This window comes from Mycobacterium sp. ELW1 (assembly GCF_008329905.1).
Classification (GTDB): domain Bacteria; phylum Actinomycetota; class Actinomycetes; order Mycobacteriales; family Mycobacteriaceae; genus Mycobacterium.
Window position 1 is genome coordinate 2,343,392 of the sequence record NZ_CP032155.1, and the last position, 25,643, is coordinate 2,369,034.

Below are 25,643 nucleotides of genomic sequence, written 5' to 3' on the forward strand. Positions count from 1 at the left end.
TCTATCTGAGCAGTTCGCCGTGCGGCCTGGTGGACAGCGGCCGCGGCCGCACCACACGAGGCCACCAGAACCATCGCCCGAGCAGCGCGGCGATCGCCGGCGTCATGAACGCTCGAATCACCAGGGTGTCGAACATCAGGCCGAGCCCGATCGTCGTGCCGACCTGCGCGATGACTTTCATGCTGCTGACCGACATCGCCATCATCGTGAAGGCGAACACCAGGCCGGCCGCGGTCACCACCGACCCGGTGCCGCCCATCGCGCGGATGATGCCGGTGTTGATGCCGGCCGGGATTTCCTCTTTCATCCTCGCGACCAGCAGCAGGTTGTAGTCGGCGCCGACCGCCAACAGGATGATGACCGCCATCGCGATCACGATGAACTGCAGCGGCATCCCGAGGATGTGCTGCCAGAGCAGGATCGACAATCCGTAGGACGCTCCGAGCGACAGCACGACGGTGCCGACGATCACGGCCGCCGCGACCAGAGCCCGGGTGATCAGCAGCATGATGATGAAGATCAGCGACAGCGCGGCCAGTCCGGCGATCAGAAGGTCGTAGGAGTTGCCTTCCTCCATGTCCTTGAACGCCGAAGCGGTACCGCCGAGATAGACCTTCGAACCTTCCAGCGGAGTGCCCTTTGATGGCTTCGAAGACGGCGGCCTTGATGGCGTCGATGCGTTCGATGCCTTCGGCGGACATCGGGTCCTGCTCGTGGGAGATGATGAACCGCGCCGCGTGGCCATTGGGGGAGATGAAGTTCTTCATGCCGCGCTTGATCTCGTCGTTGTCGAAGATCTCGGGCGGCGCGTAGAACGTGTCGTCGTTCAGGGAGTCGTTGAACGCCGCCGCCATGGCCGACGAGCCGTCGTTCATCGCGGCGATCTGATCCTGCATGCCGGACTGGGTCGACTGCATCGTCAGCATCATGATGCGCATCCGCTTCATCGACTCGATCGACGAGCGCATCAGCGGAATCATCTGCGGCATAATCGAATCGAGATCGCGCAGATCGGGGACCAACCGCGCGATGTCGTCGGTCATGGTGTCGACGCCGTCGAGAGCGTCGAAGGTCGACCGAACCGCCCAGCACATGGGGATGTCGTAGCAGTGCGGCTCCCAGTACAGGTAGCTGCGGAGCGGGCGGAAGAAGTCGTCGAAGTCGGAGATGTGGTCTCGCAGTGCCGCGATGTCCACAGCGGTCTGTTCGGTCTTGCCGACCATGTCGTGCGTGGTCGCGCTGAGCTGCTCCATCAATCCGATCATCTGGGTCATCGTGTTGATGGTGTTCTGCATCTCCTGACCCTGAACCAGCATGTCGGCCATCCGGTCTTCCATGTAGGACCGATTCATCGTCTGCAGCGAGCCGCTGATACTCATCTGAGCCGGAATTGTGCTGTACTTCAGGGGTTTTCCATCCGGGCGCGTGATGGACTGGACCCGGCCGACGCCGGGAACTCTCGTGACGGCCTTGGTGATCCGCTCGAGCACCAGGAAGTCCGCCGGGTTGCGCAGATCCTGGTCGGTCTCGATGAGCAACAGTTCGGGGTTCATCCGGGCGACGGGGAAGTGCCGCTCCGCTGCCGCGAAGCCCTCGTTGGCCGGCAGATCGGCGGGCAGGTATTTGCGGTCGTCGTAATTGGGCCGGTAGCCGGGCAGCGCGATCAGCCCGATCAACGCGATGAAGACGGTCAGAAACAGCACCCATCCCGGCCAGCGCACCACCACCGCGCCGAGCCTGCGCCAGAACCGGATTCGCATCGCTCGCTTGGGTTCCAGCAGGCCGAAACGGCTGGCGACCGTCACGATCGACGGCCCGAGCGTCAGCGCGGAGAACACCGCGACCACCATGCCGACGGCAAGCGGGATACCCAACGTGTGGAAGTAGGGCAGCCGGGTGAACGTCAGGCAGCACGTCGCGCCGGCGATCGTCATGCCGGAAGCCAGCACCACGTGCGCGGTACCCCGAAACATCGTGTAATAGGCCGACTCTCGGTCCTGCCCAGCCACGCGGGCTTCCTGGTAACGGCCGATGAGGAAGATGGCGTAATCGGTCGTCGCGGCCAGAGCCAGCGGCACCAGAATCTGCGTGACGAACGTCGTCAGGCCAATCAGGTTGTGATACGCCAGGAATGCCACCGCGCCCTGGGTCACCGACAGTCCCATGACGAGCATCACCAGAACGATTCCGACAGTCGTGATCGATCGGTAGAAGAACAGCAGCATGCAGATGATGACCGCGACGGTGGCGATCTTCACCACCTGGATGCTGCGCCCGCCTTCTTTCTGCTGGTCGGTCTGCATCGCCGAACCGCCGGTCACGAACGTCGTGACGCCCGGCGGCGGAGGCAGGTCTTTCACGATCTTCTGGACGGCCGCAACCGACGCGTTGCCCAGCGACTCACCCATGTTCCCGGCGAGCGCCACCTGAACGTAAACGGCCTTCCCGTCGGAGCTGAGCGCGCCGGCCTCGGTCAGCGGATCGCCCCAGAAGTCTTGAACGTGCTGCACGTGGGTGGTGTCCGCGCGCAATGTGGTGATCAGCTCGTCGTAGTACTGGCGGGCCGCCACATCGAGGGGCCGCTGGCCCTCCAGGACGATCATCACGGCGTTGTCGGAATCGGACTCCTCGAAGACCTTGCCGTTGCGCATCAAGGCGATCACCGACGGGGATTCCTTCGGTGACAATGACACCGCACGCATCTCACCGACGACGTCCAGCGGTGGCACGAAGACGGTCAGCGCGCCGATGACGGCAAGCCAGCCGAGGATGATCGGTATCGCCAGGCGGCGGATCCAGCGGGCCACCCCGGGTTTCGGCTCGACGGAGGCCTCACCCCGCCGGTGCGGCACCTCGGTCTGAGTCCCCACGGCGTCCAGTCATAGCAGAACCGCCGACAGCTAGCGCAGCAATTGACCGTGCGGACGCGTCGACAGCGGTTTGGGCCGCACCACCTGCGGCCACCAGAACCACGGGCCCATCATGGCCGCGATCGCCGGTGTCATGAATGCCCGCACCACCAGGGTGTCGAACAGCAGGCCGAGTCCGATCGTCGTACCCACCTGGGCCACCACCACCATCGCGCTCACCGACATCGAGATCATGGTGAAGGCAAACACCAGGCCGGCCGCGGTCACCACCGACCCACTGCCGCCCATCGCACGGATGATGCCGGTGTTGATGCCGGCCGGTATCTCTTCTTTCATCCGGGCGACCAGGAGCAGGTTGTAGTCGGCGCCGACGGCCAACAGGATGATCACGGCCATCGCCATGACCATGAACTGCAGCTCGATGCCCAGGATGTGCTGCCAGAGCAGCACCGACAGCCCGAACGACGCCCCGAGTGACAGCACGACGGTGCCGACGATCACCGCCGCGGCCACGATGGCCCGGGTGATCAGCAGCATGATGATGAAGATCAGCGACAGCGCCGCCACGCCGGCGATCAACAGGTCGTACTTGTTGCCCTCCTGCATGTCTTTGAAGGCCGATGCGGTGCCACCGAGGTAGACCTTCGACCCTTCCAGGGGTGTGCCCTTGATGGCTTCGAAGACGGCGTTCTTGATGGCGTCGATGCGGTTGATGCCGTCGGCCGACAGCGGGTCGTCCTCGTGGGAGATGATGAATCGGACGGCGTGGCCGTTGGGGGAGATGAAGTTCTTGATGCCGCGCTTGAATTCGTCGTTGTCGAAGATCTCCGGCGGCAGATAGAACGTGTCGTCGTTCAGCGAATCGTTGAAGGCGGCGCCCATTGCCGCCTGGTTCTCGCTCAAGGCGGCCTGCTGATCCTGCTGCCCGGCCTGGGTGGCCTGCTGGGTCAGCATCATGATGCGCATCCGCTTCATCGACTCGATCGACGAGTTCATCAGGGGAATCATCTGCGGCATCACGGCGTCGAGCGCATGCATGTCGGGCAACAGCTGTTGGATGTCGTCGGTCATCTTGTCCACTCCGTCGAGAGTGTCGAAGACCGACCGCGTGGACCAGCACAGCGGGATGTCGTAGCAGTGCGGCTCCCAGTACAGGTAGCTGCGGATCGGGCGGAAGAAGTCGTCGAAATCGGAGATGTGGTCCCGCAGCTGCGCGATGTCCACTGCCGTCTTGTCGGTCTTGCCCACCATGTCGTGCGTGACGCCGCTCAACTCTTCCATCAGCGAGATCATCTGCGTCATCGTGTTGATGGTCTTCTGCATGTCCTCACCCTGAACCAGCATGTCGGCCATCCGGTCCTGCATGTATGACCGGTTCATCGTCTGGCCGGTGCTGCCCATGCTCATCTGGGACGGAATCGTGCTGTATTTCAACGGCTTACCGGCGGGACGCGTGATCGACTGAACCCGGCCGATTCCCGGCACCTTGGCGATCGCCTTGCTGATCTTCTCGATCACCAGGAAGTCGGCCGAGTTGCGCACGTCCTGGTCGGTCTCCAGCAGCAGCATCTCGGGGTTCATCCGGGCGATGGGGAAGTGCCGCTCGGCGGCCGCGAAGCCCTCGTTGGCCGGCAGGTCGGCCGGCAGATACTTCCGGTCGTTGTAGTTCGCCTGGTAGCCCGGCAGAGTGATCAGCCCGATCAGGGCGATCATCACCGTCGCGAACAGGATGGCGGCGGGCCAGCGCACCACGGCCGCACCGAGGCGCCGCCAGAACCGGATCCGCATCGCCCGCTTGGGTTCGAGGAGTCCGAACCGGCTGGCCACCGTCACGATCGCCGCGCCCAGCGTCAGCGCCGACACAACCGCGACCACCATGCCGACAGCCAGCGGAACACCGAGCGACTTGAAGTACGGCAGTCGGGTGAACGACAGACAGAACGTCGCGCCGGCGATCGTCATGCCCGAGCCCAGCACCACGTGCGCGGTGCCGTGGTACATCGTGTAGTAGGCGTCCTCGCGGCTCTCGCCGACCGATCTGGCCTCTTGATATCGCCCGATCAGGAAGATCGCATAGTCCGTTGTCGCCGCTATCGCCAATGTCACCAATAGCTGGGTTGCGAACGGCGACAGGCCGATCAGGTTGTGATAACCCAGGAAGGCGACGGCACCACGGGTCACTGTCAGGCCCAGGATCAGCATCACCAGGACCAGCCCGACGGTGATGAATGATCGGTAGAAGAACAGCAGCATGATGACGATCACGCCGATGGTGGTCATCTCGATGATCCGGATGCTCTTGTCACCGGCATGCTGCTGGTCGGCCTGTAGCGCCGGGCCGCCGGTCACGAAGACTTTTACACCCGGCGGCGGTGACAAGCCCTTGACGATCTTCTGGACCGCCTCCACCGAATCGTTGCCCAGGGTCTCGCCCATGTTCCCGGCGAGCGCCACCTGCACGTAGACGGCTTTCGAGTCGGCGCTCAGCGCCCCGGCTTCGGTGAGCGGATCACCCCAGAAGTCCTGGATGTGTTGCACGTGCGTGGTGTCGGCCCGCAGCGCGGCGATCATGTCGTTGTAGAAGCGGTGGGCGTCGTCGCCGAGGGGCTGGTCGCCCTCCAGCACGATCATCGCCGAACTGTCGGAGTCGGACTCTTCGAAGACCTTGCCGGAGCGCATCATCGCGATGACCGACGGCGCCTCCTTCGGCGACATCGACACCGCGCGCAGCTTGCCGACTTCTTCCAGCTGCGGAACCGAGACGTTCAGCACCACGATCAGCCCGAGCCAACCAAGGATGATCGGCACCGCCAAGCGGCGGATCCACTTGGCCAGCGCCGCTCGTTGCGGCGGCTCGGCGTGGACCACGCGTTCTTCGATAGGGGTGCTCACCAGGCCCCCTTCGGCTCAACGCCCCAGCTGGGCACCTCGGTGCTAATCCTCCCGTGCGGCGAAATTACTTAGATAGTCATACCAGACTGCCGGCTTCCTGTGTGAGGTCGGTAACGGCGTTACAACCGGCTCGACGACGTATCGCGGCCGTACGCAGCGGACGAGCTACGGCATGGTCGCTGCATTGCGCCACCACCATAGGGTCGACACAGCGATCCGGGCGATGAATGGCCGATGAGTTGCCCGGCGACTGTCCGGTGCGGAGTTCATCGGTGTACGGATCCCGCTGGTCGGAACCCTTGTCGAGCTCGGTTGGGTCGCGTAGCCACAGTCTGGTGAGCCATTGCGTGCCGTCGCCGTCGAACACGACCTTCGGGGTGGAGGAGGAGTTCCTGCTCGTCGAGCACGGCTCCGGTGTGCCTTTCGGACACAACCTGGCAGTCATCGAAGCAGCTCGTGCGCAGGGCCTGACCTTGACGACCGAATTCGCCAGCTGCCAAGTCGAGACCGACACCTCGGTGCACACCTCGTCGGCCGATCTTCGCGCGGAGCTGGTGCAGTTGCGCAGGGTTGCCGCACGCGCCGCGGCCAGCGTCGGCGCGCGGCTGTTGCCGGTCGCGGTGCCGCCAATCGGGACGGCGCCGTTCACACTCACCGACAGCTCCCGATTCGAGTGGATTACCGAGTCGTTCGGGAGTTTGACGTATGGCCAGGTGATCTGCGGCTGCCATGTCCACGTCGGTATGCCGGATCGCGAAACCGCCCTCCAGGTGGGCAATTTCATCCGGCTTTGGTTGCCTTCTCTGTTGGCGCTCACGGCGAATTCGGCGGTCTACGCCGGCTTTGACACCGGTTACGCGAGCTGGCGCGCGGTCCAGCAGACGGGCTGGCCGGTCTCAGGCCCGCCGCCCTACTTCCGATCGGTCGAACACTTCGACGAAGTGGCAGCTGTGCTGCACGAGACGGGGGCGGTCCTCGACGAACGCATGCTGTATTGGGATATCCGTCCGTCGAGCCACCTAGCGACGATCGAGGTTCGGGTTGCTGATGTCGCGGCGACGGTCGATGAAGCCGTCACATTCGCAACCCTGGTGCGAGCACTGGCGATCACCGCACTGGGCGAGCTCGAATCCGGACGCACGGCGCCGGAGATCGGCACCGAAACGCTGGTGGCCGCCAAGTGGAAGGCTGCCCACGACGGCCTTACCGGTCAGGGGTACGACGTGCGCGAAGGTCGGATAACCTCGGCGCGCGAGGTCCTGCAGTCACTAATCAGGTGGGTTGCGCCCGCGCTCGAAGAGCTCGGTGACTACGACGGCGTCTGTGAGTCAGTGGAGCGGCGCTTCGCCGACGGAAACGGCGCCGTCCGGCAGCGCAGGGCTCTTCATCGAGGTGGAGGATTGACCGCGCTGGTCGCAGAACTGGCCGTCCCGGCCGAATCGGAAGACCCGGTCGGCGTGCCCTGATGTGTCAGCCGCCGCTGCTTGGCGCCCCACCTTCGGCGATGCGGCGCACCGCATCGATGAAGACGTCGATCTCGTCGAAGGTGTTGTAGAAGGCGAACGACGGCCGAACCGTGGCCTCCAGTCCGAGTCGACGCAGGATCGGCTGGGCGCAGTGGTGGCCGGCTCGCACCGCGATGCCCTCGGCGTTGAGCGCCTTGCCGACCTCCAGAGGCTCGTGTCCGGCCAGCACGAACGACAGCACGCTGGCCTTCTCGTCGGCGGTGCCGACCAGGCGCACGCCGGCGATATCGGCCAGCCGCGGGGTGGCGTACTCCAGCAACGCGTGCTCGTAGGCGGCGATCCGCTCGATGCCCACCCGCTCGACGTAGCGCAGCGCTTCCCCGAGACCGACGGCGTCGGCGATGTTGCCCGTCCCGGCCTCGAACTTGTTGGGCGGCCCCTGGTACAGCGAGCGCTCGATCGTGACGTCGGCGATCATGTTGCCGCCGCCCTGCCACGGCGGGGTTTCGGCCAGTGCCTCCTCGGTCCCGTACAGCACCCCGATCCCGGTGGGGCCGAAGATCTTGTGCCCGGAGAACACGAAGAAGTCCGCACCGGTCTGGCCGACGTCGATCGGGATGTGGGGGATCGACTGGGCGCCGTCGATGAGCACCCGGGCGCCGTAGCGGTGGCCCAGTTCGACGATCTTGTGCACCGGGGTGACCGTGCCCAACGCGTTCGACACCTGGGTGGCTGCGACCAGTTTGGTCCGCGGGCCCAGCAGGTCCTCGAACTCGCTGAGGAGCAGGTTGCCCGCGTCGTCTACCGGTGCGACCTTGAGGATCGCTCCGGTCTTCTGCGAAATGATCTGCCACGGAACGATATTGGCGTGATGTTCGAGGTGGGTGATGACAATCTCGTCGCCCGGCCCCAGGTGTTTGCCGCCCCATGAATAAGCCACCAGGTTGATCGCCTCGGTGGTGCCGCGCACGAAGATGATCTGCTCGGACTTGGCTGCGCCGATGAAGCGGCGGACGGTGTCGCGGGCTTCCTCGTAGGCATCGGTGGCCCGAGCCGCCAGCTCGTGAGCGGCGCGGTGGATGTTCGAGTTCTCGTGAGCGTAGAAGTACGCCAGCCGGTCGATGACGGCCTGCGGCTTCTGAGTAGTGGCGGCGTTGTCGAACCAGATCAGCGGCTTGCCGTTGACGGTCTCACGCAGAATCGGGAAGTCGGCGCGGATCGCGTTGACGTCGAAGATCCCGTGCCGGTCCGGCAGGTGCGGCACCGGCTCGGGCAGTGCCGGCGCCGGCGAGGCGAAGTAGTAGTTCGCCTCGTCACCCGTCGGGGTGGGCGCCCCGACCGGAATCTCGGGGACGACCGGAACGCCGGTCGGCCACGCCGGCGCCGAACCGCGGGGCGCCACCGGTGCCGTCACCCTCGTTCCGGCCAGCACCCCGGGGACCGTCGGAACGATCCCGGCGGGTACCGCGAAGTCGCCAAGGTGCGGAGGTGCGGTCACACCCGGCGCGTTGCCGCGCGGGCCGGCCGGCACAGTTTGCGGCGGAATCGGTTCGGGCCCAGGAGAACTCGGCGGCGGCAGTGTCACATTGGGTGCTTCGGTGAGTATGACGGGAGGCGCCACCGGTGACCCCGGCACTGCGGGCGAAGCGTAGGACGCGGCGGCCGTCGTGTCCGGGACATTGCCGCGCGGAGCCGGCTGGGCCGTCTGCGGTGGGCTGTCGTTACCGGGCCGGAAGCTGGCCGCGAACAGCTGGTTGGCCAACGCTGCCAGTTCGGCCTCGCTGATCGGGAGCTCGCCCTCGGCGTCTACCGATCGATACTCACTTGTACTCATGGAACTGGTCCACCGCGGCACCGTCCAGCACGGCCAGCGCATCATCGGTCAGCACGGCCAGCGAGGAGTACTGGGTCACCAGATACGAGGCGATCCCGGAGCGGTTGATGCCGGTGAACCGCACCGACAGACCCGGTGCCTGCTCGCCGACCAGGCCCGGCTGGAACAGGCCGACCACACCTTGGCGCTCCTCGCCGGTGCGCACCAGGATGAACTTGGTCTTGCCGTCCTCGACGGGCACCTTGTCGCTGGGCACGATCGGGATGCCGCGCCACGTGATGAACTGCGCGCCGAACAGGTTGACCACTGGCGGCGGAACGCCGCGGAAGGTGGCCTCCCGACCGAACGCGGCCACCCCGAGCGGGTGGGTCAGGAAGAAGGCGGGCGTCTTCCACACCTTGGTGAGCAACGCGTCCAGGTCGTCGGGAGTCGGGGCACCGCCGAGCGTCTCGATGGTCTGCTCGGGCGTCACCTGTGACAGCAGCCCGTACTCGGCGTTGTTGATCAGCTCGGATTCCTGACGTTCCTTGATCGTTTCGATCGTCAGGCGCAGCTGCTGGGCGATCTGGTCATGCGGGCTGGAGTACAGATCCGACACCCGGGTGTGCACGTCGAGCAGCGTCGAGATGGCCCGCAGCGTGAGTTCGCGCGGGCTGGTCTGGTAATCGACGTACGTCTGCGGCAGCGGGTCTTCGAGGCTCTCGCCGCCGACCTCGGCGTGGATGGCCACCCGCTCCGGGTTGACCACCCGGTTCACCCGATAGATGCCGGCCTCGACGGGAACCCAACTCAGGAGGTGCAGCAGAAAGCGGGGAGTGATCGTCTCGAGCTGCGGGACGGTCTTGGTGGCGTTGGCGAGCTGCCGGGCGGCCGCACCGCCGAGTGCCTGCGATTCGTTCTGAGCCGACGTCATCAGGGGTTCCTCCACTTCTAGGGTCGGGCCAATCATCGTTCTATCCCCGTCGCCGCGCACGGTTTAGGACGCACCGTGATGCGAAGTCGTTTGCCTGGCGGGTGTCGGGGTCGCGTATGGTATGGGCATGCAACACCACGCACCGCTGCGCTTCGGTTACACGCGCTGCCTCGTTGTGCGTTTCTGTTGTTGTTGATTCTTCTGACGCCGTAAATCCCTGCGCTCAGTCTGTCGCCATGTTGGCGTCCTGATTTGCGCTCTTCGACGTATTCAGAGAGATCAACCCCATGCAATCCCTGTCTTTGCTCGCCCCGGTGCCGGTGGCTGTCCAGCGGCGAACACAATCGACTCCGGCAGCCGACCTGTCGCGGATGACCCGGTATCGCGGGGGCACCTACTCGCACACCGTCGACACCATCGTGTTCACCGACGGCACGGCCGCGCGGACCGATCTGATCCGGCTGAATCCCAACATCGAGGCGTACTCGCTCGACTTCGGCGGGGTCGCGCCGACCCGGCCGTCGCGCTATCGCGCCGACACCTGGGCGGCGGTGCCGCATGTGCAGGCCCGCGCGCACGAGGCCGAAGTCGACTGGATCCTGCGCAACTCCTACCCGGCGCTGTCGACCAAGGAACTCAGCCACGACCTGCGCGCCGCCGGCTACCCACTCGGGTCGCGCAACATCACCGAGCACGAGGCCATCGCCGGCACCCAGGCCGCGATCTGGAATCTGGTGAACGGGCTGGAACTGGACAACCGGCCGCTCAACGTTCCCGTGCGCACCGTCGAGCGCGCCGGCGGGGTTCTCGTCGAATTCGACGGGGGGCGCCAACTCGCCGGCTACGAAGCCGACGTCACCGCTGCCGCGGGTGCGGAGCTGATGTTGCAGAAGTCCGGTGACGGTGAGGCCTGGCAAGACGTCGTCGGATCCCGCGTGACCGTGGCCGCCGGTGGTGGGCGAGTGACGAAGTCGTTGGGCGTGGGAAGTACGGTCGCCCACCGCCGATATGGCCACCCGGGCGGGGGCTACCGGTACTACCGGCTGGTGGCCGACGGGGTCGCCACCATCACGAATCTGACGTTTCGCCTTGCCGATTCAGGCCTGTACCGCAATGCCGCAGCAGTCGTTCACCTCTACGACCATCTGCTTGCCGGTGCCCGGGCCGCGCGACATGCCGCGGTCACGCCCTCGTTGATGGCCGCGGATGCCGTCGTCACCCCGGCGGGTCTGGTCGGGCCGTTCCGGTTGGTCACCTCAGACGCTGCAACGGTGACGGTGGCCGGTGGGCACAGCGTGGTGGATGCCGACGGCGCCCTCATCACCGAACCAGTTGTCCCACATCACGATTTCTTCCTGCGGGTGTCGTCACACGGTGGGGCCGTCACGCTCACGGTCGAAATTCCCGGTGATCCACGGGGATTTGGCGGGCGGGTGATCACCGGAGTGGCGCGCGACGAGGTTGCCGGCACCTACACGCCGCTGGCGCTGGCGGTCCCCGTCCAGCATGTCGTTGAGTTCGAAATCGAGTGGGCCGGTTCAGATCGCTGAATGCAGCGGTGGTGGTGTGCCGTGCAGAACTGCCCGGCCGATGTGCTGATACTTCCACCGCACCGGATCGTGGAGCGTGTGGGTTCGGGCATTGCGCCAGAAATGGTCGAGATTGAGCTCGGCCGCGGCGCTGCGGGTTCCGCTGACCTCGAACAGTGCGCCGGTGACCTCGTTGGCAGCGTTGTCAGCCAGGATCTTGGCGCCCGCGACGGCCAGCGAGGCCTCCGCCGCTGGCGCGTCATCGACCTTGGCGCCGGCGACGGTGAGTGCGGCCTCGGCGGCCTGAACCAGAACCGCCAATTCACCGAACCGCTGGATCAGCAGGGGATCGTCGCCGGCGTGCGCCACCCCGGCCTCGAACCACGGTCTGCTCTTCTCCCGAACGAAGGACGCGGCCGCCTCCAACGCACCTCGTGCGATGCCGGCGTCGATCGCGGCGTGCAGAAGCTGGGCGAACGCGCCGTAGCCGGTCGGGGCGTTGACCGCCGGAGCGCGGGCGACAAGCGCGTATTCTTCGACCAGCACGCCGTCGAAGATGACCGTTCCGCTACCGGTGGTCCGCTGGCCCAATGCCTGCCAATCGTCGACGATCCGCACCCCGGGGGTGTCGGCGGGCAGGAAGGCGACGTATTGACCGTCGGCCAAACCGCTTTCACCGTCCGGATCGTCGAGGCGGGTCAGCACGGCCAGGGTGTCGGCGAACAACGAGCCGGTGCAGTAGTACTTGGCGCCGTCGATCCGAAACCGGCCGCCGGCCGGGCGAACGGTGGTCGCGATGTCGGCGACCGTCGCGCTGCTGCGTTCGGACTGTGCGTTGGCGATCCGGGCGCCGCGCAGGATCAGGTCCGCGTGATGTCGCAGTTGTTCATCCGATCCGGCCAACCGCAGCAGGTTGATGTACACGAAATGGCTGTGCGGGATCTGGGCGATGTTCGGATCCGCGGTGGCCAGGATGCGGACCACCTCGGCGACCGCACTGGCCGGCAGTCCCGCCCCGCCGTAGGCGCCGGGCACCGTGATGGCCAACAGACCGCTGGCCGACAGCCGGTCGATCTCGGCGAATGGCAACTCGCGATCACGGTCGCGTCCGGCAGCACCGATGGCGAAATCGGCGGCGAGATCCCTGGCCACCGTGATCGCAGATGCCTCCGACAGGACCGGACAGGCAGAGGTGGCGGTCATGCCGGTTCGACCGCCGCGGCCTTGACCGCTCGGCTGACTTCCTGGCGCAGCCGGACGTATTCGGAGCTACGGCGCAGTTCGTCGGCGTCGATCCCGCTGCGGGGTAGGTCCACCGACAGGTCCAGGGCGATGCGGCCGGGGCGGTGGGTGAGCACCACGATGCGCGATCCCAGGAACGCGGCCTCGTCGGCACTGTGCGTCACGAACACGGTGGTGCGGCCGGATTCCGCGCTGACCTGGCGGACGTCCTCCTGCAGCCGCTCCCGGGTCAGCGCGTCCAGCGCGGCGAACGGCTCGTCGAGCAGCAGCAGGGAGGTCTCGGGGCGTTCGGAGGCCAGCGCCCGCGCGATCGCGACACGCTGCTGCTGACCACCGCTGATCTCCCAGATCTTGCGGTGCGCAATGTCTTTCAGGCCCACCCTGCTGAGCAGTTCGTCGCGCCGTTCGGCCCGCCGCTCACGCGAGGTGCCGGCGTACTTCAATGCCAGCTCCACGTTGCCGCCGACCGTGCGCCATGGAAACAGCCGCGGCTGCTGAAACACCACGCCGGCTGTCTGGCCCGGGACCGGGCGACGGCCCGACACCGTCAGCTCACCGCCGGTGGGCGATTCGAATCCGGCGATCAGCCGCAGCAGGGTGCTCTTCCCGCATCCCGATGCGCCGACGAGGACCAGGAACGAGCCGGGTTCCACGTCGAGATCCAGCGGGCCCAGCGCCGTCGTGGTGCCGTAGCGGTGCTCGACACCGCGAATGTGGATCCCGCCGTCGGTGTGCGACGCCGACGCCGGGGCCGGCACCGTGGTCCTACTGGGCGATGACATTCGGTAGTCCCTGGGTGTAGATGGCGTTCTGGAATGTCGTGAGGGGTGCCGCGGCCGGGATCTGCTTCTGCTCGGCCAGGAACTGGGACGCGCTCTGCAGGTTGGTCGCGATGTTGCCGGGATTGCCCTGGCTGCCCAGCCACTGCGGGGACGCGACCTCTTGCGGCGTCAGGTACACGCCCTGCTTGAGTTGACCCTCGACATCGGCCGGCGACAAACCGATCTCGGCGGCAATGGCCTTCGCCGCGGCGGCCGGATCGCTGTGGATGACCGTCAGCGCCCTGGCTTCCTGCTTGCGCCAGATGTCGACGACTTCGGGGTGGTCCTTCGCGAACTGGTTGGACACCACCCCGAGGTCCAGGGTCGGCTTGCCGTCGGTGGCCAACTGGCGACTGGTGATCAGATCCTTGCCGGTTTTGCGGAGCTGATCCAGCGTCGGCAACCAGGTGTAGGCGGCTTCGATGTCACCGCGTTCCCACGCCGCCAGGATTGCCTGCGGCTGCAGATCGATCAGCTGAACATCTTTGGGCGACAACCCATTCTGGGCCAGTGCGGCCAGCAGACTGTAGTGCGCGGTCGAGGCGAACGGGGTGGCCACCCGCTTGCCCTTGAGGTCGGCGATCGCGTTGATGCCGCTGCCGTTTCGGGCGACCAGAGCCTCGTTGTCACCGGCGACGTCCAGAACGAACGCCACGCTGTACGGGATGTTCAGCGGCGCAGACAGTCCGCGGGCGACGGGGCTGGAGCCCAGCGCGCCGAAGTCCAGTTCCTTGGCGATGAATGCGGTGTTGACGTCGGCGCCGGAGTCGAACTTCACCCACTTGATGTTGTAGTCCGGCAGCGCGTCTTCCAGCCACCGGTTGTTCTTGACGATCAGATCGCCGCTGGGGAAGGTCTGGTAGCCGAGGCGCAGCGTGGGCTTGCCTGCCTGCGAATTCGAGTGATCAACCGAGCAGCCGGCCATCGCGATCATGGTGATGGCGGCGGCAGCCAGGGTGATGAACTTCTTGTAGGTCATACCTTTCCTCTCCAGGGGACGGCGCGACGCTCGACAGTGCGCAGCAGACCGTCGATCACGAGCCCCGAGATGCCGATCGCGAAGATGCCGACCAGCACGACGGGGGTGTTGTTGTAGTTACTGGCGTCCTTGACCAGGCCGCCGATACCGGGGATGCCGTTGAACAGTTCGGCGGCGACAACCGATGAGTACGCCATGCCGACGGCCAGCCGGATTCCGGTGAAGGTCTCCGGCAACGCCGACGGAATCACGATGTCGCGCACGACATCGCGGCGTGAGGCCCCAAGCGCGCGGGCCGCTTCCACCAAGCTGACCGGAACGGCGACGACGGCCGCGGTGGTGGCGACGGCCGCCGGCGGCAAGGCCGCCAGTGCCAGCAGCGTGACCTTGGGCGCCTCGTCGATGCCGAGCCAGATGACGAGCAGGAAGAAGTAGGCCAGCGGCGGCAACGCACGCAGGAAGGTCAGCCACGGCTCCAGCACACTGCGAACCCAGGGGATGGAGCCCATCAGCAGGCCCAGCCCGACCCCGGCGGCCACACCGATCACCACACCGGCTCCCACCCGGCGCAGCGTCATGTACAGGTGCTCCCAGAGCAGGTAGCCGGCGTAACCACGAGTGCCGTCATGGGTGGTCGAGACGTCGACGAAGGCGTGCCACACCGTGATCGGATACGGCACGAAGGTCTGATTCCAGATTTCACTGGCGGCTGCAAGCTGCCAAACGCCGAAGAACACCAGCAGCGACAACAAGGGGAGACCGAGGCGGGTCACCCAGGACGGCCACCGGGCGGCCACCGGGGGGCCGGCGGCGCCGGCGGGCGCGACGTCGACGAATACAGACACTCGAACACCCTTGCCCCCTGTCAGGCTGCTGTGAATGTCTGCGCTCAGCGCGAGTCAAAGTCTCGAAGTTGCACTCACGCCGACGTTAAATCTGTTGCTCCGCCGACGGCCCGGGGGAGTGTGTGGGCCACCCGTCGAACCTCAGGAGGCCCCACCGTGACGCAGGACGCCGAGTCCGAGCTGCTGCGCGGCCTGCACGACGGCTCGCTGACCGAGATCGAGGTCGCCTGGAGCGACCCGTTCGGCCACGCCGCCGGAAAGCGGATCCCCGCACAGCAGTTCATCGACCGTGCCAAGCACGGGTTCGCGTTCTGTGAGGCCGCCCTCGGATGGAATACCGACGGGACGGTGATCGACGGGCTGCGGCTGACCAACTGGGACGACGGCTATCCCGACGTCCATGCGATCCCCGATTTCTCGACCTACAAGCCGCTGCCGTGGCGCACCGGTGTCGGCCACGTGATCTCCGACATCGTCCGCCCGGACGGCACACCCTCGCTGCTCGATCCGCGCGGTGTCCTGCGCCGGGTGATCGCCCGACTGGGGTCGCTGGGCTATACCGCGAAGGTGGGCGTCGAGTTCGAGTTCTATCTGCTGAATCCCGACGGCTCACCGATTCAGGACGACATCCACGCCTATTCGCTGGAGAACGCCAACGGGCTGGATCCGCTGCTGTCCGACCTGCACGACACCCTCGGCGGATTCATCCGGCTGGAAGGCATCCAGACCGAATACGGGCCGGGTCAGGTCGAGACCAACCTGGTCTACACCGACGCCCTGGCGGCCGCCGACGACGGCGCACGGCTGAAGTACGCCACCAAGGAGGTGGCCCGCAAGCACGGCAAGGTGGCCAGCTTCATGCCCAAGCCGTTCTCGGAGCACTCGGGAAGCTCGGCGCACCTGCACATCTCGCTGTGGCGCGACGACGAACCGGCCTTCGCCTCGGTGGACGGCGAAGAGGGCGAACTGACCCTGCTCGCGATCGCCGGCCTACTCGAGCACCTGCCGTCGATCACCTTGTTCGGGGCGCACTCGGTCAACTCGTACCGCCGCTACACGCCCGATTCGTTCGCTCCCGACACGGTGAACTGGAGCCGGGACAACCGCAGCGCGGCCATCCGTTCACTCGTCGAAGATCCCCCGAGCGCCAGCCGCATCGAATTGCGTTCGGGCGCTTCGGATGCCAACCCGTACTGGCTGATCGCCTCTGCCCTTGCGGCGGTGGTGGCCGGCCTGGAAGCCGGCCGCGCGCCGGCGGCCGCCGGGACAGGCAACCTGTACGGCAAGGGGTCTCCGCTGCCGGAATCACTCGGTACGTCGCTGGCGTTGCCGGCACAGGACGACACGATCCTGGAGATCCTGGGCCGAGACTCGGTGCTCGACTTCATCTCGATCGCTCGCAGCGAATGGCAGGCCTACACGGCTCACGTCAGCGACTGGGAGCGTCAGCGCTACCTGACCACCTCATGAGCGGGCCACGGTTCGGGGTGTGGGCGCCGGTCTACGGCAATCACGGTGCGCGCACCCACCCCGATGATCTTCCGGACGCCAGTTACCGGCGCACCCGCGACCTGCTGGTGCATGCCGAAAGTCGGGGATTCGACGCGACGTTGGTGGCCCAGCATGTGATTCATCCCAGTGACACCGAGAACGATGTGCTGGAAACCTGGTCCACGCTGGCCGGTCTGGCCGAGGCCACCGACCGGATCGAGCTGATCGGGGCGATCAAGCCGCTGTTGTTCAACCCGCTGGTGTTCGCCAAGCTCGCCGCCAACATCGCCGACATCGCGGGCGGCCGGCTGTCGATCAACGTGGTCACCGGCTGGTTCCTGCCCGAACTCGAGGCATTGGGCGTCGACCCGCTGGCCCACGACGACCGGTACGCCTACACCCGGCAGTGGCTGGACACCGTCCTGAACCTGTGGAGCGGTCAGCATGTCGGGATCGGGGGACAGCAGAGCGGACAGCAGGCCCTGGTGCGGCCGGTGCCCAAAGACGTTCCGCCGGTGTACATCGGCGGCGAATCGGAACCGGGCCGGGCGCTGGGCGCCTCCCACGGTGATGTGTACTTCATCAACGGCAGACCGATCGCCGACACCGTCGCGCTCATCGACGATCTGCGCGCCCGTCCTCGTGATCGCGGACCGCTGCGATTCGGGTTGTCCGCCTTCGTGATTGCCCGGCCCACCGAAGCCGAGGCGCACGCCGAGGCGGCGTACCTGCAAGCACTGGTCGACGCCGAGTCGCGGCCCGAGATCTCCAGCGGGACCGACCCCAACACGGCGATGTACCAGGTGCTCGCCGGCAGCAAGCGCGTCGGCTCCAACGGTGGCACATTGGCCGGTCTGGTCGGCAGCTACGAGCAGATCATCGAGCGCATCGATGCCTTCCACGCGGCCGGGATCGAATTGTTCATGCTGCAGTTCCAGCCGATCGACGCCGAACTCGACCGTTTCGCCGACAACATCATCAGCCATTACCGAGGAGAAGGATGAGCGAAGATCCCCGCCCGGTGGCGCCGCGCCCGAGATTCACCACCGAACCACACGGTGGGACAACGGTCGAGCGGCTCGGGCGGCTCGCCGAGGTGGTCGAAGATCTGCGCCACACCGATGCTGCCGCCGAACGCGACCGGGTTCTGCAGTACGACGCTGTCGACGCGATCCGCCGAACCGGTGCCTTGGCACTGCGGGTGCCTGCCCGCTACGGCGGACCCGGCGGCTCGGTACGGGATGTGCTGACCGCCGTTATCCGGATTGCCCGAGGCAGCTCCAATGTGGCACAAGCACTTCGGCCACACTTCGGCTTCGCCGAGCGGTTGTTGAGTAACCGTGCCACCGAGGCCGAACGCGAGGAATGGCTGCCGCGCGTCAACGCCGGGGTGATCGTCGGCAACGCGATCACCGACGCCAAAGGCAAGACCCCATCGGGTGCGGACACCACATTGCTTGCCGACGGTGCCGGAGTGCTACGGCTCAATGGCTACAAGTTCTATTCCACCGGAACACTTTTCGCCGATCTGATCGCGGTCTCAGCCAATGATGCCGAGGGTCGCGACGTCCAGGCGATCGTGCCCGCCGGGCGCGACGGCGTGGAGCTGTACGACGACTGGGAGGGCTTCGGACAGCGCACGACCGCCAGCGGTGGAACCCGGTTCACCAACGTGGAGGTCCGCCCACACGAGGTGATCACGGTGTCCGACGGCAGGCACCTGGGTCACAGCACCGCGTTCCTGCAGCTGTATCTGGCGGCGGTGGCCGCGGGGATCGCGGCGGCGGCCCGCGACGACGCCGTCTGGTATGTGCAGAACAAGGCACGTCCGGCGTCGCATTCGCTGGCCGACACCGCCACCGGCGATCCGTTCACACTGCATGCGGTCGGTGAGATCGCCGCGAACGCGTCCGCCGCCGAGGCGCTGGTCCTCAACGCCGCCGACGCTCTCGACGCCGTGGTGGACTCCGGGCGCATCGACGACGCGGACGAACTGGCCCGGGTGGCGATCGTGGTCGCCGAGGCGCAGCTCATCGCTGAGCGGCTGACCTTGGCGGCGGCGGAGCGGCTCTTCGACACCGGTGGGGCCTCGGCCACCGCCCGCGCCTTGAACCTCGACCGGCACTGGCGCAACGTCCGCACCGTGTCCACCCACAACCCGCTGGCGTACAAGGCGCACGCGGCGGGCAACTACGCGGTCAACGGGGTGTGGCCGCCGGCCAACGGCTACTTCTGAGCTACAGCGCGCCCAGATCGTCGGGCACGTCGACGGCGTACTCCCGCAGAGTCTCCAACGGCACCACGTCCAGGGTGCGTTCGTGGGTGCAGGCCAGCACGACCGGCGCGGCGTGACCGTCGGTGTGGGCGCGCAGCCAGTTCAGCGCTGTGACACACCACCGGTCGCCGGGCGTCAGCCCGGGAAACCGATACTGCGGCATCGGGGTGGACAGGTCGTTGCCTATCGAGCGCTGATGGGCGAGGAATTCAGCGGTCACCACCGCGCAGATGGTGTGTCGGCCGGCGTCCTCCGGGCCGGTCGAACAACAGCCGTCGCGGTAGAAACCCGTCATCGGATCGGTTCCACACGGTTCGAGGGGCCGCCCAGCACGTTGCGATCAGCCATGCGGGCCAGTATTCCGTGGTGCGGGAAGCGATGCGGCCCATCGGGAGTTCTTAAAAGAAATGACACGTTGCACCGGGTCGGGCCATCGATGGCGCGACCCGTCCTGAGAGGCCGGGACGCCGAACTCGCCGCCGTGGCGACATTGCTGCGGCGGGCCGGCGACGTGCGACAAGGCGCTGTGATCTGTCTGCGAGGCGAACCCGGCATCGGCAAGAGCACGATGCTGCAGGCCGTCGCCCGGCAGGCGGCCGCGGCCGGGTTCGCGGTCGGTTTCGGCAAGGCCGAGGAACTGGATCAGATCTCGGCGGGCGCCCCGCTGCTGGTTGCGTTGCGATCCGGGTCGCAGCCGTTGGTGGGAGCCGAGACCTTCGCCGACCTCGCGCCCCTGCATCACCAGCCGGTGTGGCTCGTCGACCGCATCGCGTCGCTGCTCGCCGACATCTCGGCGCGCGGTCCCGTCCTGATCGTCATCGACGACGCGCAGTGGGCCGACCCGGTAACCCGATTCGCCCTCGACACGCTTCCCGCCCGTCTCGCCGAGGCCCCGGTGGTCTGGCTGACCGCCAGCCGTGAGGTGGGTCCCCAGCCCGTCGGTGTCCTGGACGACGTGGACCGGCACGACGTGGTGCTGGGGCCGCTGACCGACGCCGAGTTGGACGCACTGGCGCGCGACTACCTGGGTGGCCCCGCCGACGGTCTGACACATCGACGCCTGCATGCGTTGGGCGGCAATCCTTTTCTTGCGGTGCAGCTGCTGTCGGGGGTGGCCGCGGCGCGCGTTGCCGGGGTAGAGACCGACGACATCCCGCCGGCGTTCGCCGATGCGATCGACACCCGCCTGCGGTCGCTGACCACGGGCACCGCCGAACTGGTCGAACTCGCCGGCGTCTGGGGCCGGCCGCTCGACCTGTCCGATGCGGCCGAATTGCTCGGCGGGCGCTCTGTTGCGGCGATCACCGCGCAGCGGCGCGAAGCTCACGCGCGCGGCCTGTTGGCCCCCGACCGCGACCACATCGCCTTCGCTCACGACCTGATCCGCGAAGCGGTCTACGAGACCATTCCCGCAGCGGTTCGCCGCGCTCTGCACCTGCGATGTGCCAGATATCTGGTGGCATCGGGCAAGGGTGTTGTCGCGGCAGCGCCGCACGCCCGCGCCGGCGCCCGATTCGGCGACTACGAGGTGGTGGAGATCCTTCGCGGTGCCGCCGCGCAGACGTCGCTGACCATGCCCGCGGTTGCCGCGCCGTTGATCGTCGAGGCATTCGGATTGCTCGATGCCGACGATCCGCGGCGTCTGGAGATCGGCGAACAGTGCGCCGAAGTTCTGATCCGCGCGCAACGGGGCAACGACGCCGTCACGGTCATCGATGCGCTGCTGCTGGAGACATCCGACGCCGAAGCCCGGGCTCGCCTGCAATCGCTTGCTGCTCAGGCGCTGTGGCTGATGGGCCAGCTCGGCGAGATAGACCGCCGGATCGTCGAGGTGCAGGGCCGTCCCGCACTGTCGCAACGGCTGCAGGCCCGCATCGCCGCGGTGGAAGCTCTGATGCTCACCCGTGCCGGCACGGCCATGGCGGCCGCCGACGCAGCCGAGGCCGCCCTGGCCCGCGGCGGGCGCTGGGCGATGAGCGAACTCAACTTCTGGCCCTCGAGGCCCTCGCCGAAGCCGACACCGCCGAGGGACGGCACGGATCGGCCCGCAGGCACTACCGCGCTCTGCGAGCGCTGGGCGGGACGACGTACCTGGCCGGTGAGGTACTGGCGCTACAGCAGCTCGACCGCTTCGAGGAGGCCGAGGAACTTCTCGCTCGCGTCCATCAGCGCCACGACCACAGCCTGCCGTCGCTGGTGTTCGCCCAACTCCTGCAGGACTTCAAACTCGGACGCTTCGCCGAAGCCGACGCCGGCGCGATGACGATGATCCGCCTCTGCGACGACATGGGCACCTATGTCCACAAATTCGAGTCGTGGCTGATCGGCAGTGTCGTCGCAGTGATCCGCGGTGATCTCGCGTTGGCCCGGGAACGGCTTCGCCCGGCCGAGGAAACCAGGCAGGCCGACGACGCCTTCCGCAAGGCTCCGACGCTGTTGATCAAGGGGCGAATCGCCGGAGCCGAAGGCCGATTCGAGGACAGTGTGCGAATCCTCAAGCCGCTGATGGACTCACTGGCGCAGTCGAGGTCGTGGTGGCCGAGGAGCCCCGAGCTGCTGCGTGTGCAAGCGGGCATCGCCGTCGCTGCTGCGGACGACGAATTCGCTTGGCAGACAGTCGAACGTGCGAGAACCGCGGCCGAACGCAACCCCGGCGTCGCCAGTTTCGAGGGAGTCGCGCTGCAGGTCGAGGGATTCGTCACCGGCGATGCGGGGACGCTGCGCAGCGCGGTCAAGATCCTTCGTGAGTCACCGCGCTCGTTCTTACTGGCCGGCGCGCTGGCCGATTACGGTGCCGTGCTGGTCGACCAGGGCGACCGGCACACCGCGGTGGCGGCGTTGACCGAAGCGTGGGATCTCTATGCCGAGCTCGGCGCGAACTTCTATCTGCCCGGTGTGGAACGCAACTTGGGCAGGGCCGGTGCGCCAACCGCCAGTGGCGAGAGCCTGACCAAGGCCGAGGAGCGGGTCGCCCAGCTGGTGAGTGAGGGCCACACCAACCAATCCGTAGCGTCCGCTCTCGGAGTGTCGATCCATACCGTGAACACCCATCTACGTGCGGTGTTCCGGAAGATGGGGGTTCGGTCGCGGGTCCAGCTCGCCAACGTCATGAACGCCAAGGCGATCGGCCGCAACTGATTCCGTAGACACCGTCCGGCGCGATCCCGCTGACGATCTCATCAATTCGTGCGATGGCCAGCCAAACTTACCCGGCAGTAGGTTCCGAATGTCAGTACAACCTCAACATCTCGGGATCCCTCATGCAACGTGCTGTTCGTTCCTCCGTCACGGCGGGTGTGGCGCTGCTCGGCGCCGGCGTCATCGCCACCTCGCCGATCGCGCCACCGGTGCCAGACCTCCATCTGCCCGCGATCCATATGGACGCAACGACGCTCACGGCTGCGGTCAGCCCCATCGAGACCTACAAGCAGGTATTCGAAACCGCGACGGCCAACCTGCAAGCCCTCGTCGACGCCGCCGACCCCGGTGAGGTGCTGAAGCAGATCGTCGCCAATCAGGTGGCGAGCTTCACCGCGCTGGGCACGGCGTTGGGCACGGCGGGCACGGACACCTTCACGGCTCTGACCAAGACGGCCCCGGATTCGCTGCGGACCGCGTTGACCGCGCTCGCGGCCGGCGACGTCGAAACCGCCACCAACGCCCTGCTGTTCCTGCCGCTGGCGGTGGCGCAGCCGATCATCAACCTGCTGCCCGCGATCCAGCAGTTCGTCACCCAGCCCATTCAGAATCTCCTCAACGTCGCCAAGATCTTCAATGACCCTGTCGGCGACGCGATGATCGCCGTCGGCCTGCTCAGCCCGGTCATCGAGGGCCTCGCCGCAACCGGCACAGCGGTCCAGAACGTGATCGATGCGGCCCGCACCGGTGACGCGCAACAGATCGCCAACGCTGTCCTCACCGGTCCCGCGACCATCATCGACGGCGTGCTCAACGGTGGGTACGGTCCGGATCTCGGCCCGCTGGTCGGTGGCGGTATCACCGTGTTGGCCGGCGGGTTGCTGAGCCAGGCGGGTGTGGTGTTCGACCCGAGCGGCAACTTCTTCATCAAGCTCGGCGGTCCGATCAACACTCTGCAGACGCTGGCGCACCAGATCTCCACCGCGCTCAAGCCGCCGGCCACGACGGCCGCCATCACCACGGCCCTGCATGTGAAGGCACTGCCCGCGGCATCGCCCGCCTCGGCCAACACACCGGCCACCGAGACGCCGGCCAAGGCCGACGAGACGACGACGACCACACCCAGCGGTCCTCACGCGGCGGCAAAGCCGGTGCGGCACAGCGGGGCGTCGACTCCGGCGGGTAAGAGCGGCGACGGCAAGTCCGGCTCGGCGGGTGGGACCAAGGGCCCGCACAAGGCGGGCGGCCGCGGACACAGCGGCCGCTAACCGGGAGTGGGTCCCTCGCCACCCCCGGGGAGGGGCCCACCCTCGCGGCGCCCACGCCAGCCGCGGTACCCGCGGTGTGCGGCGAACGCCCCGATGATCGCGGTGATGCACCACACCGCGATCGCGGCGTAGCCGAGCGGCGAGGACAGATCCGAAATCGACGCGCCCAGAGCGGTATACACGAACGCGCGCGGCGCAGATCCGACAAATGCGCCAACTGCCATCTGCCACAACGGCATTCCGAATGCGCCGAACGCGTAGGACGCCAGCGCATCGGAGATGCCCGGGACAAACCGCTGGCCGACCACTGCCCACAGGCCGCGGCGCTGGATCTGCGAGTCGATGCGGGCCGACCAGTCGGGGCCGAGCAGGGTCCGGGCGCTGTCGCGGCCGGCGCGCCTGCCCAGCAGGGCGGCGATGACCGCTGTCAGGACCGTCGAACCGAGAGTGACGAACGTGCCCAGCAGCGGCCCGAACAACACACCGCTGCCGGCGGCCAGCAGCGGGCCCGGAACGAACACGGCGGCCAATCCGGCCGACACCACGACGTAGACCAGGGGAGCGGCGGGGCCGGTCGCCGACACCGTGGCGCGCACGCCGGCCGGGTCGATGACCTTGGACACCGCGACGAGGTAGAACAGCGTCAGCAGGGCCGCGACGAACAGCACGAGCCGCAGCACGTGCGGCCACCGCCGGGGTGCGGGCGGTTCGGAGTCGTCGGCCATTCAGTCTTTGTAGTAGACGATCTGGTGACTGGTGGCCAGCAGGGTCCCATCCCGGCCCCAGACCTGCGCAGTCTGATCGAAGTATCCGCGGGCGAAACGCTGGGCGTGCGCGCTGGCCAGGACGTAGTCGGTGCCCTGTTCGGCGAGTTCGGCGCCGTCGACGTGGAAGTAGGTGGTCAGCGAGATGGTGCCGGCCGGCAGCATCCGGCCACGGCGCAGGAACACGCGCGGGTAGAACACATCGGTGATGGCGCTGAGCGCGGCGAAGTCGAGTGGGCGTGCCGGTCGTTGCCGGACCCACAGCGTCGTCGTCGACGACGCACTCTCCTCGGACTCGGCAGGTAGTCCACCGTGCACGTAGTGCATGTCGTAGTTGCGCATCCACGGCACCATCTCGGGAACGGTTGTCTGCGAGATGTTTTCGGGATCCGGCGCATCGGGCATGGTGAGTTCGGTGTCCGACCAGGCGTCACGACGGATGCCGAAGACTGCGGTAGCGGTGGTGGTCGGGCCGTGTTGCTGGGAAACCTCGGCGATCCAGTGCTGATTGGTCCGGTTGGTGCGCGCGGCGCGCACGGCGATGTCGAAGGTGCCGTCGTTCACCGGCGCGAGATAGTTGACCGTCAGTGCGACGGGCTCACCGATCCGGTCCGGGTGCTGGGAGATGGCACGGACAATCGCGGCCGCGGTCACCCCGCCGAACGGGCCCACCATGTTCGCGTACTCCGGCGTGGTGCGACCTGTGTAGTTTCCGATGCCGTTGTCCGACAACTCGATTGCGGTGTCGAAAGCATGGGTGGTGGTCGTGGTCATCGAGTTGGCTTTCCGGTCGTGGCTGGGCGGGCGCCGGGCCCTGGTCGTGGCTCGGTGTCATGGGCGGTCAGCGAGGTGTGGTCGTCGCGGCATCGCAGAACCAATTCGACGGGATGGCCGCACTCCCGGTGTATGACCTCGACCGGGGGGCCGGCCGCGTCGGCCTCCCACTTGTCGCCCCACTGCATCAGCGCGATCACGGCCGGCAGCAGGTCCCGGCCCTTCTCGGTCAGCCGGTACTCGTGACGCTCCCGCTGGCCGGGCTCCTGATAGGGCACCTTCCGCAATACGCCCGCCGAGACGAGGGTGTTCAGGCGGTCGGTGAGAACCTGGCGGGGGCAGCCGACGCGGCTCTGGAACCGCTCGAAGCGCCGGGCGCCGTACAGCGCCTCACGCAGTACCAACAGCGTCCACTTCTCGCCGACGATGTCCAGTGCTCGCTTGACCGAACAGTTTTCGGCACTGATCTGGTCGCGGTCGACGGGCACAGCTGCCAGACTAGCAGAGTCTGAATTATGGACTCAGCGGGGGACACCGAACGC

Annotated in this window: 18 protein-coding genes and 2 pseudogenes; 8 read left to right on the plus strand and 12 right to left on the minus strand. The window is 67.0% G+C overall.

Features of this window, described 5'->3' with window-relative positions:
• Position 1 precedes the first annotated feature (1 nt).
• A pseudogene (locus D3H54_RS10870) lies at positions 2 to 2,852 on the minus strand (MMPL/RND family transporter).
• Positions 2,853 to 2,900: 48 nt separating this feature from the next.
• On the minus strand, positions 2,901 to 5,762 hold the full coding sequence (locus D3H54_RS10875; protein ID WP_149379039.1) for an MMPL/RND family transporter: 2,862 nt from the start codon (positions 5,760 to 5,762) through the stop codon (positions 2,901 to 2,903).
• A 335-nt stretch (positions 5,763 to 6,097) separates the two neighbouring features.
• Here D3H54_RS10875 and D3H54_RS10880 point away from each other — a divergent pair, with 335 nt between their 5' ends.
• Positions 6,098 to 7,228: a carboxylate-amine ligase gene (locus D3H54_RS10880; RefSeq protein ID WP_286199204.1), complete on the plus strand. Its 1,131-nt coding sequence runs from the start codon at positions 6,098 to 6,100 to the stop codon at positions 7,226 to 7,228.
• A gap of 4 nt (positions 7,229 to 7,232) precedes the next feature.
• Here the strand turns inward: D3H54_RS10880 and D3H54_RS10885 are convergent, their stop codons facing one another.
• Positions 7,233 to 9,062, minus strand: a complete 1,830-nt coding sequence (locus D3H54_RS10885) for a family 2A encapsulin nanocompartment cargo protein cysteine desulfurase (protein WP_149379041.1) — start codon at positions 9,060 to 9,062, stop codon at positions 7,233 to 7,235.
• The gene (locus D3H54_RS10890; RefSeq protein WP_149379042.1) at positions 9,049 to 9,975 is read right to left on the minus strand and encodes a family 2A encapsulin nanocompartment shell protein; all 927 of its coding nucleotides are present in this window, start codon (positions 9,973 to 9,975) and stop codon (positions 9,049 to 9,051) included. The genes D3H54_RS10885 and D3H54_RS10890 overlap by 14 nt, the downstream gene beginning before the upstream one ends.
• A gap of 287 nt (positions 9,976 to 10,262) precedes the next feature.
• Between D3H54_RS10890 and D3H54_RS10895 the strand changes: the two genes are divergently transcribed.
• Positions 10,263 to 11,525, plus strand: coding sequence for a TQXA domain-containing protein (locus D3H54_RS10895; RefSeq protein WP_149379043.1), 1,263 nt, complete (start codon positions 10,263 to 10,265; stop codon positions 11,523 to 11,525).
• On the opposite strand, the gene D3H54_RS10900 is transcribed toward D3H54_RS10895, so the two are convergent.
• Genes D3H54_RS10900 through D3H54_RS10915 form a run of 4 tightly spaced genes read right to left on the minus strand, consistent with a single transcriptional unit; the run spans position 11,514 to position 15,391 of the window.
• Positions 11,514 to 12,707 carry an SfnB family sulfur acquisition oxidoreductase gene (locus D3H54_RS10900; RefSeq protein ID WP_149379044.1) on the minus strand — a complete coding sequence of 398 codons (1,194 nt, stop codon included), beginning with the start codon at positions 12,705 to 12,707 and terminating at the stop codon, positions 11,514 to 11,516. The two genes, D3H54_RS10895 and D3H54_RS10900, sit on opposite strands and share 12 nt — an antisense overlap.
• Positions 12,704 to 13,528, minus strand: coding sequence for an ABC transporter ATP-binding protein (locus tag D3H54_RS10905; RefSeq protein WP_149379045.1), 825 nt, complete (start codon positions 13,526 to 13,528; stop codon positions 12,704 to 12,706). The genes D3H54_RS10900 and D3H54_RS10905 overlap by 4 nt, the downstream gene beginning before the upstream one ends.
• Complete coding sequence (locus D3H54_RS10910) at positions 13,512 to 14,546, minus strand: taurine ABC transporter substrate-binding protein (RefSeq protein ID WP_149379046.1); 1,035 nt, start codon at positions 14,544 to 14,546, stop codon at positions 13,512 to 13,514. The genes D3H54_RS10905 and D3H54_RS10910 overlap by 17 nt, the downstream gene beginning before the upstream one ends.
• Positions 14,543 to 15,391, minus strand: coding sequence for an ABC transporter permease (locus tag D3H54_RS10915; RefSeq protein ID WP_149379047.1), 849 nt, complete (start codon positions 15,389 to 15,391; stop codon positions 14,543 to 14,545). The genes D3H54_RS10910 and D3H54_RS10915 overlap by 4 nt, the downstream gene beginning before the upstream one ends.
• Before the next feature lie 156 nt (positions 15,392 to 15,547).
• Between D3H54_RS10915 and D3H54_RS10920 the strand changes: the two genes are divergently transcribed.
• The 3 genes from D3H54_RS10920 to D3H54_RS10930 are packed head-to-tail and all read left to right on the plus strand — an operon-like array spanning position 15,548 to position 19,118.
• Entirely contained in the window at positions 15,548 to 16,861 is a 1,314-nt protein-coding gene (locus D3H54_RS10920; protein ID WP_149379048.1) for a glutamine synthetase family protein, read from the plus strand.
• Complete coding sequence (locus D3H54_RS10925) at positions 16,858 to 17,886, plus strand: LLM class flavin-dependent oxidoreductase (RefSeq protein ID WP_149379049.1); 1,029 nt, start codon at positions 16,858 to 16,860, stop codon at positions 17,884 to 17,886. The genes D3H54_RS10920 and D3H54_RS10925 overlap by 4 nt, the downstream gene beginning before the upstream one ends.
• Positions 17,883 to 19,118, plus strand: a complete 1,236-nt coding sequence (locus D3H54_RS10930) for an acyl-CoA dehydrogenase family protein (RefSeq protein ID WP_149379050.1) — start codon at positions 17,883 to 17,885, stop codon at positions 19,116 to 19,118. Before D3H54_RS10925 ends, D3H54_RS10930 begins: the two co-directional genes overlap by 4 nt.
• Before the next feature lies 1 nt (position 19,119).
• Here D3H54_RS10930 and D3H54_RS10935 read toward each other — a convergent pair.
• A pseudogene (locus D3H54_RS10935) lies at positions 19,120 to 19,505 on the minus strand (DUF2237 family protein).
• Positions 19,506 to 19,593: 88 nt separating this feature from the next.
• Between D3H54_RS10935 and D3H54_RS10940 the strand changes: the two are divergent.
• The 3 genes from D3H54_RS10940 to D3H54_RS10950 all read left to right on the plus strand — a co-directional run bounded on the left by D3H54_RS10940 (position 19,594) and on the right by D3H54_RS10950 (position 23,563).
• Positions 19,594 to 21,420 carry an AAA family ATPase gene (locus tag D3H54_RS10940; protein ID WP_168214832.1) on the plus strand — a complete coding sequence of 609 codons (1,827 nt, stop codon included), beginning with the start codon at positions 19,594 to 19,596 and terminating at the stop codon, positions 21,418 to 21,420.
• Positions 21,354 to 22,295, plus strand: coding sequence for a helix-turn-helix transcriptional regulator (locus D3H54_RS31185; RefSeq protein WP_168214833.1), 942 nt, complete (start codon positions 21,354 to 21,356; stop codon positions 22,293 to 22,295). Before D3H54_RS10940 ends, D3H54_RS31185 begins: the two co-directional genes overlap by 67 nt.
• Before the next feature lie 122 nt (positions 22,296 to 22,417).
• Positions 22,418 to 23,563: a hypothetical protein gene (locus D3H54_RS10950; RefSeq protein WP_149379053.1), complete on the plus strand. Its 1,146-nt coding sequence runs from the start codon at positions 22,418 to 22,420 to the stop codon at positions 23,561 to 23,563.
• On the opposite strand, the gene D3H54_RS10955 is transcribed toward D3H54_RS10950, so the two are convergent.
• From D3H54_RS10955 to D3H54_RS10965, 3 genes are read right to left on the minus strand one after another with little or no spacing between them, the layout of a single operon-like run.
• On the minus strand, positions 23,560 to 24,288 hold the full coding sequence (locus D3H54_RS10955; RefSeq protein WP_149379054.1) for a TVP38/TMEM64 family protein: 729 nt from the start codon (positions 24,286 to 24,288) through the stop codon (positions 23,560 to 23,562). The genes D3H54_RS10950 and D3H54_RS10955 overlap by 4 nt on opposite strands.
• On the minus strand, positions 24,289 to 25,101 hold the full coding sequence (locus tag D3H54_RS10960) for an acyl-CoA thioesterase (protein WP_149379055.1): 813 nt from the start codon (positions 25,099 to 25,101) through the stop codon (positions 24,289 to 24,291).
• Positions 25,098 to 25,589, minus strand: coding sequence for a winged helix-turn-helix transcriptional regulator (locus D3H54_RS10965; RefSeq protein ID WP_149379056.1), 492 nt, complete (start codon positions 25,587 to 25,589; stop codon positions 25,098 to 25,100). The genes D3H54_RS10960 and D3H54_RS10965 overlap by 4 nt, the downstream gene beginning before the upstream one ends.
• Between the last annotated feature and the right edge of the window lie 54 nt (positions 25,590 to 25,643).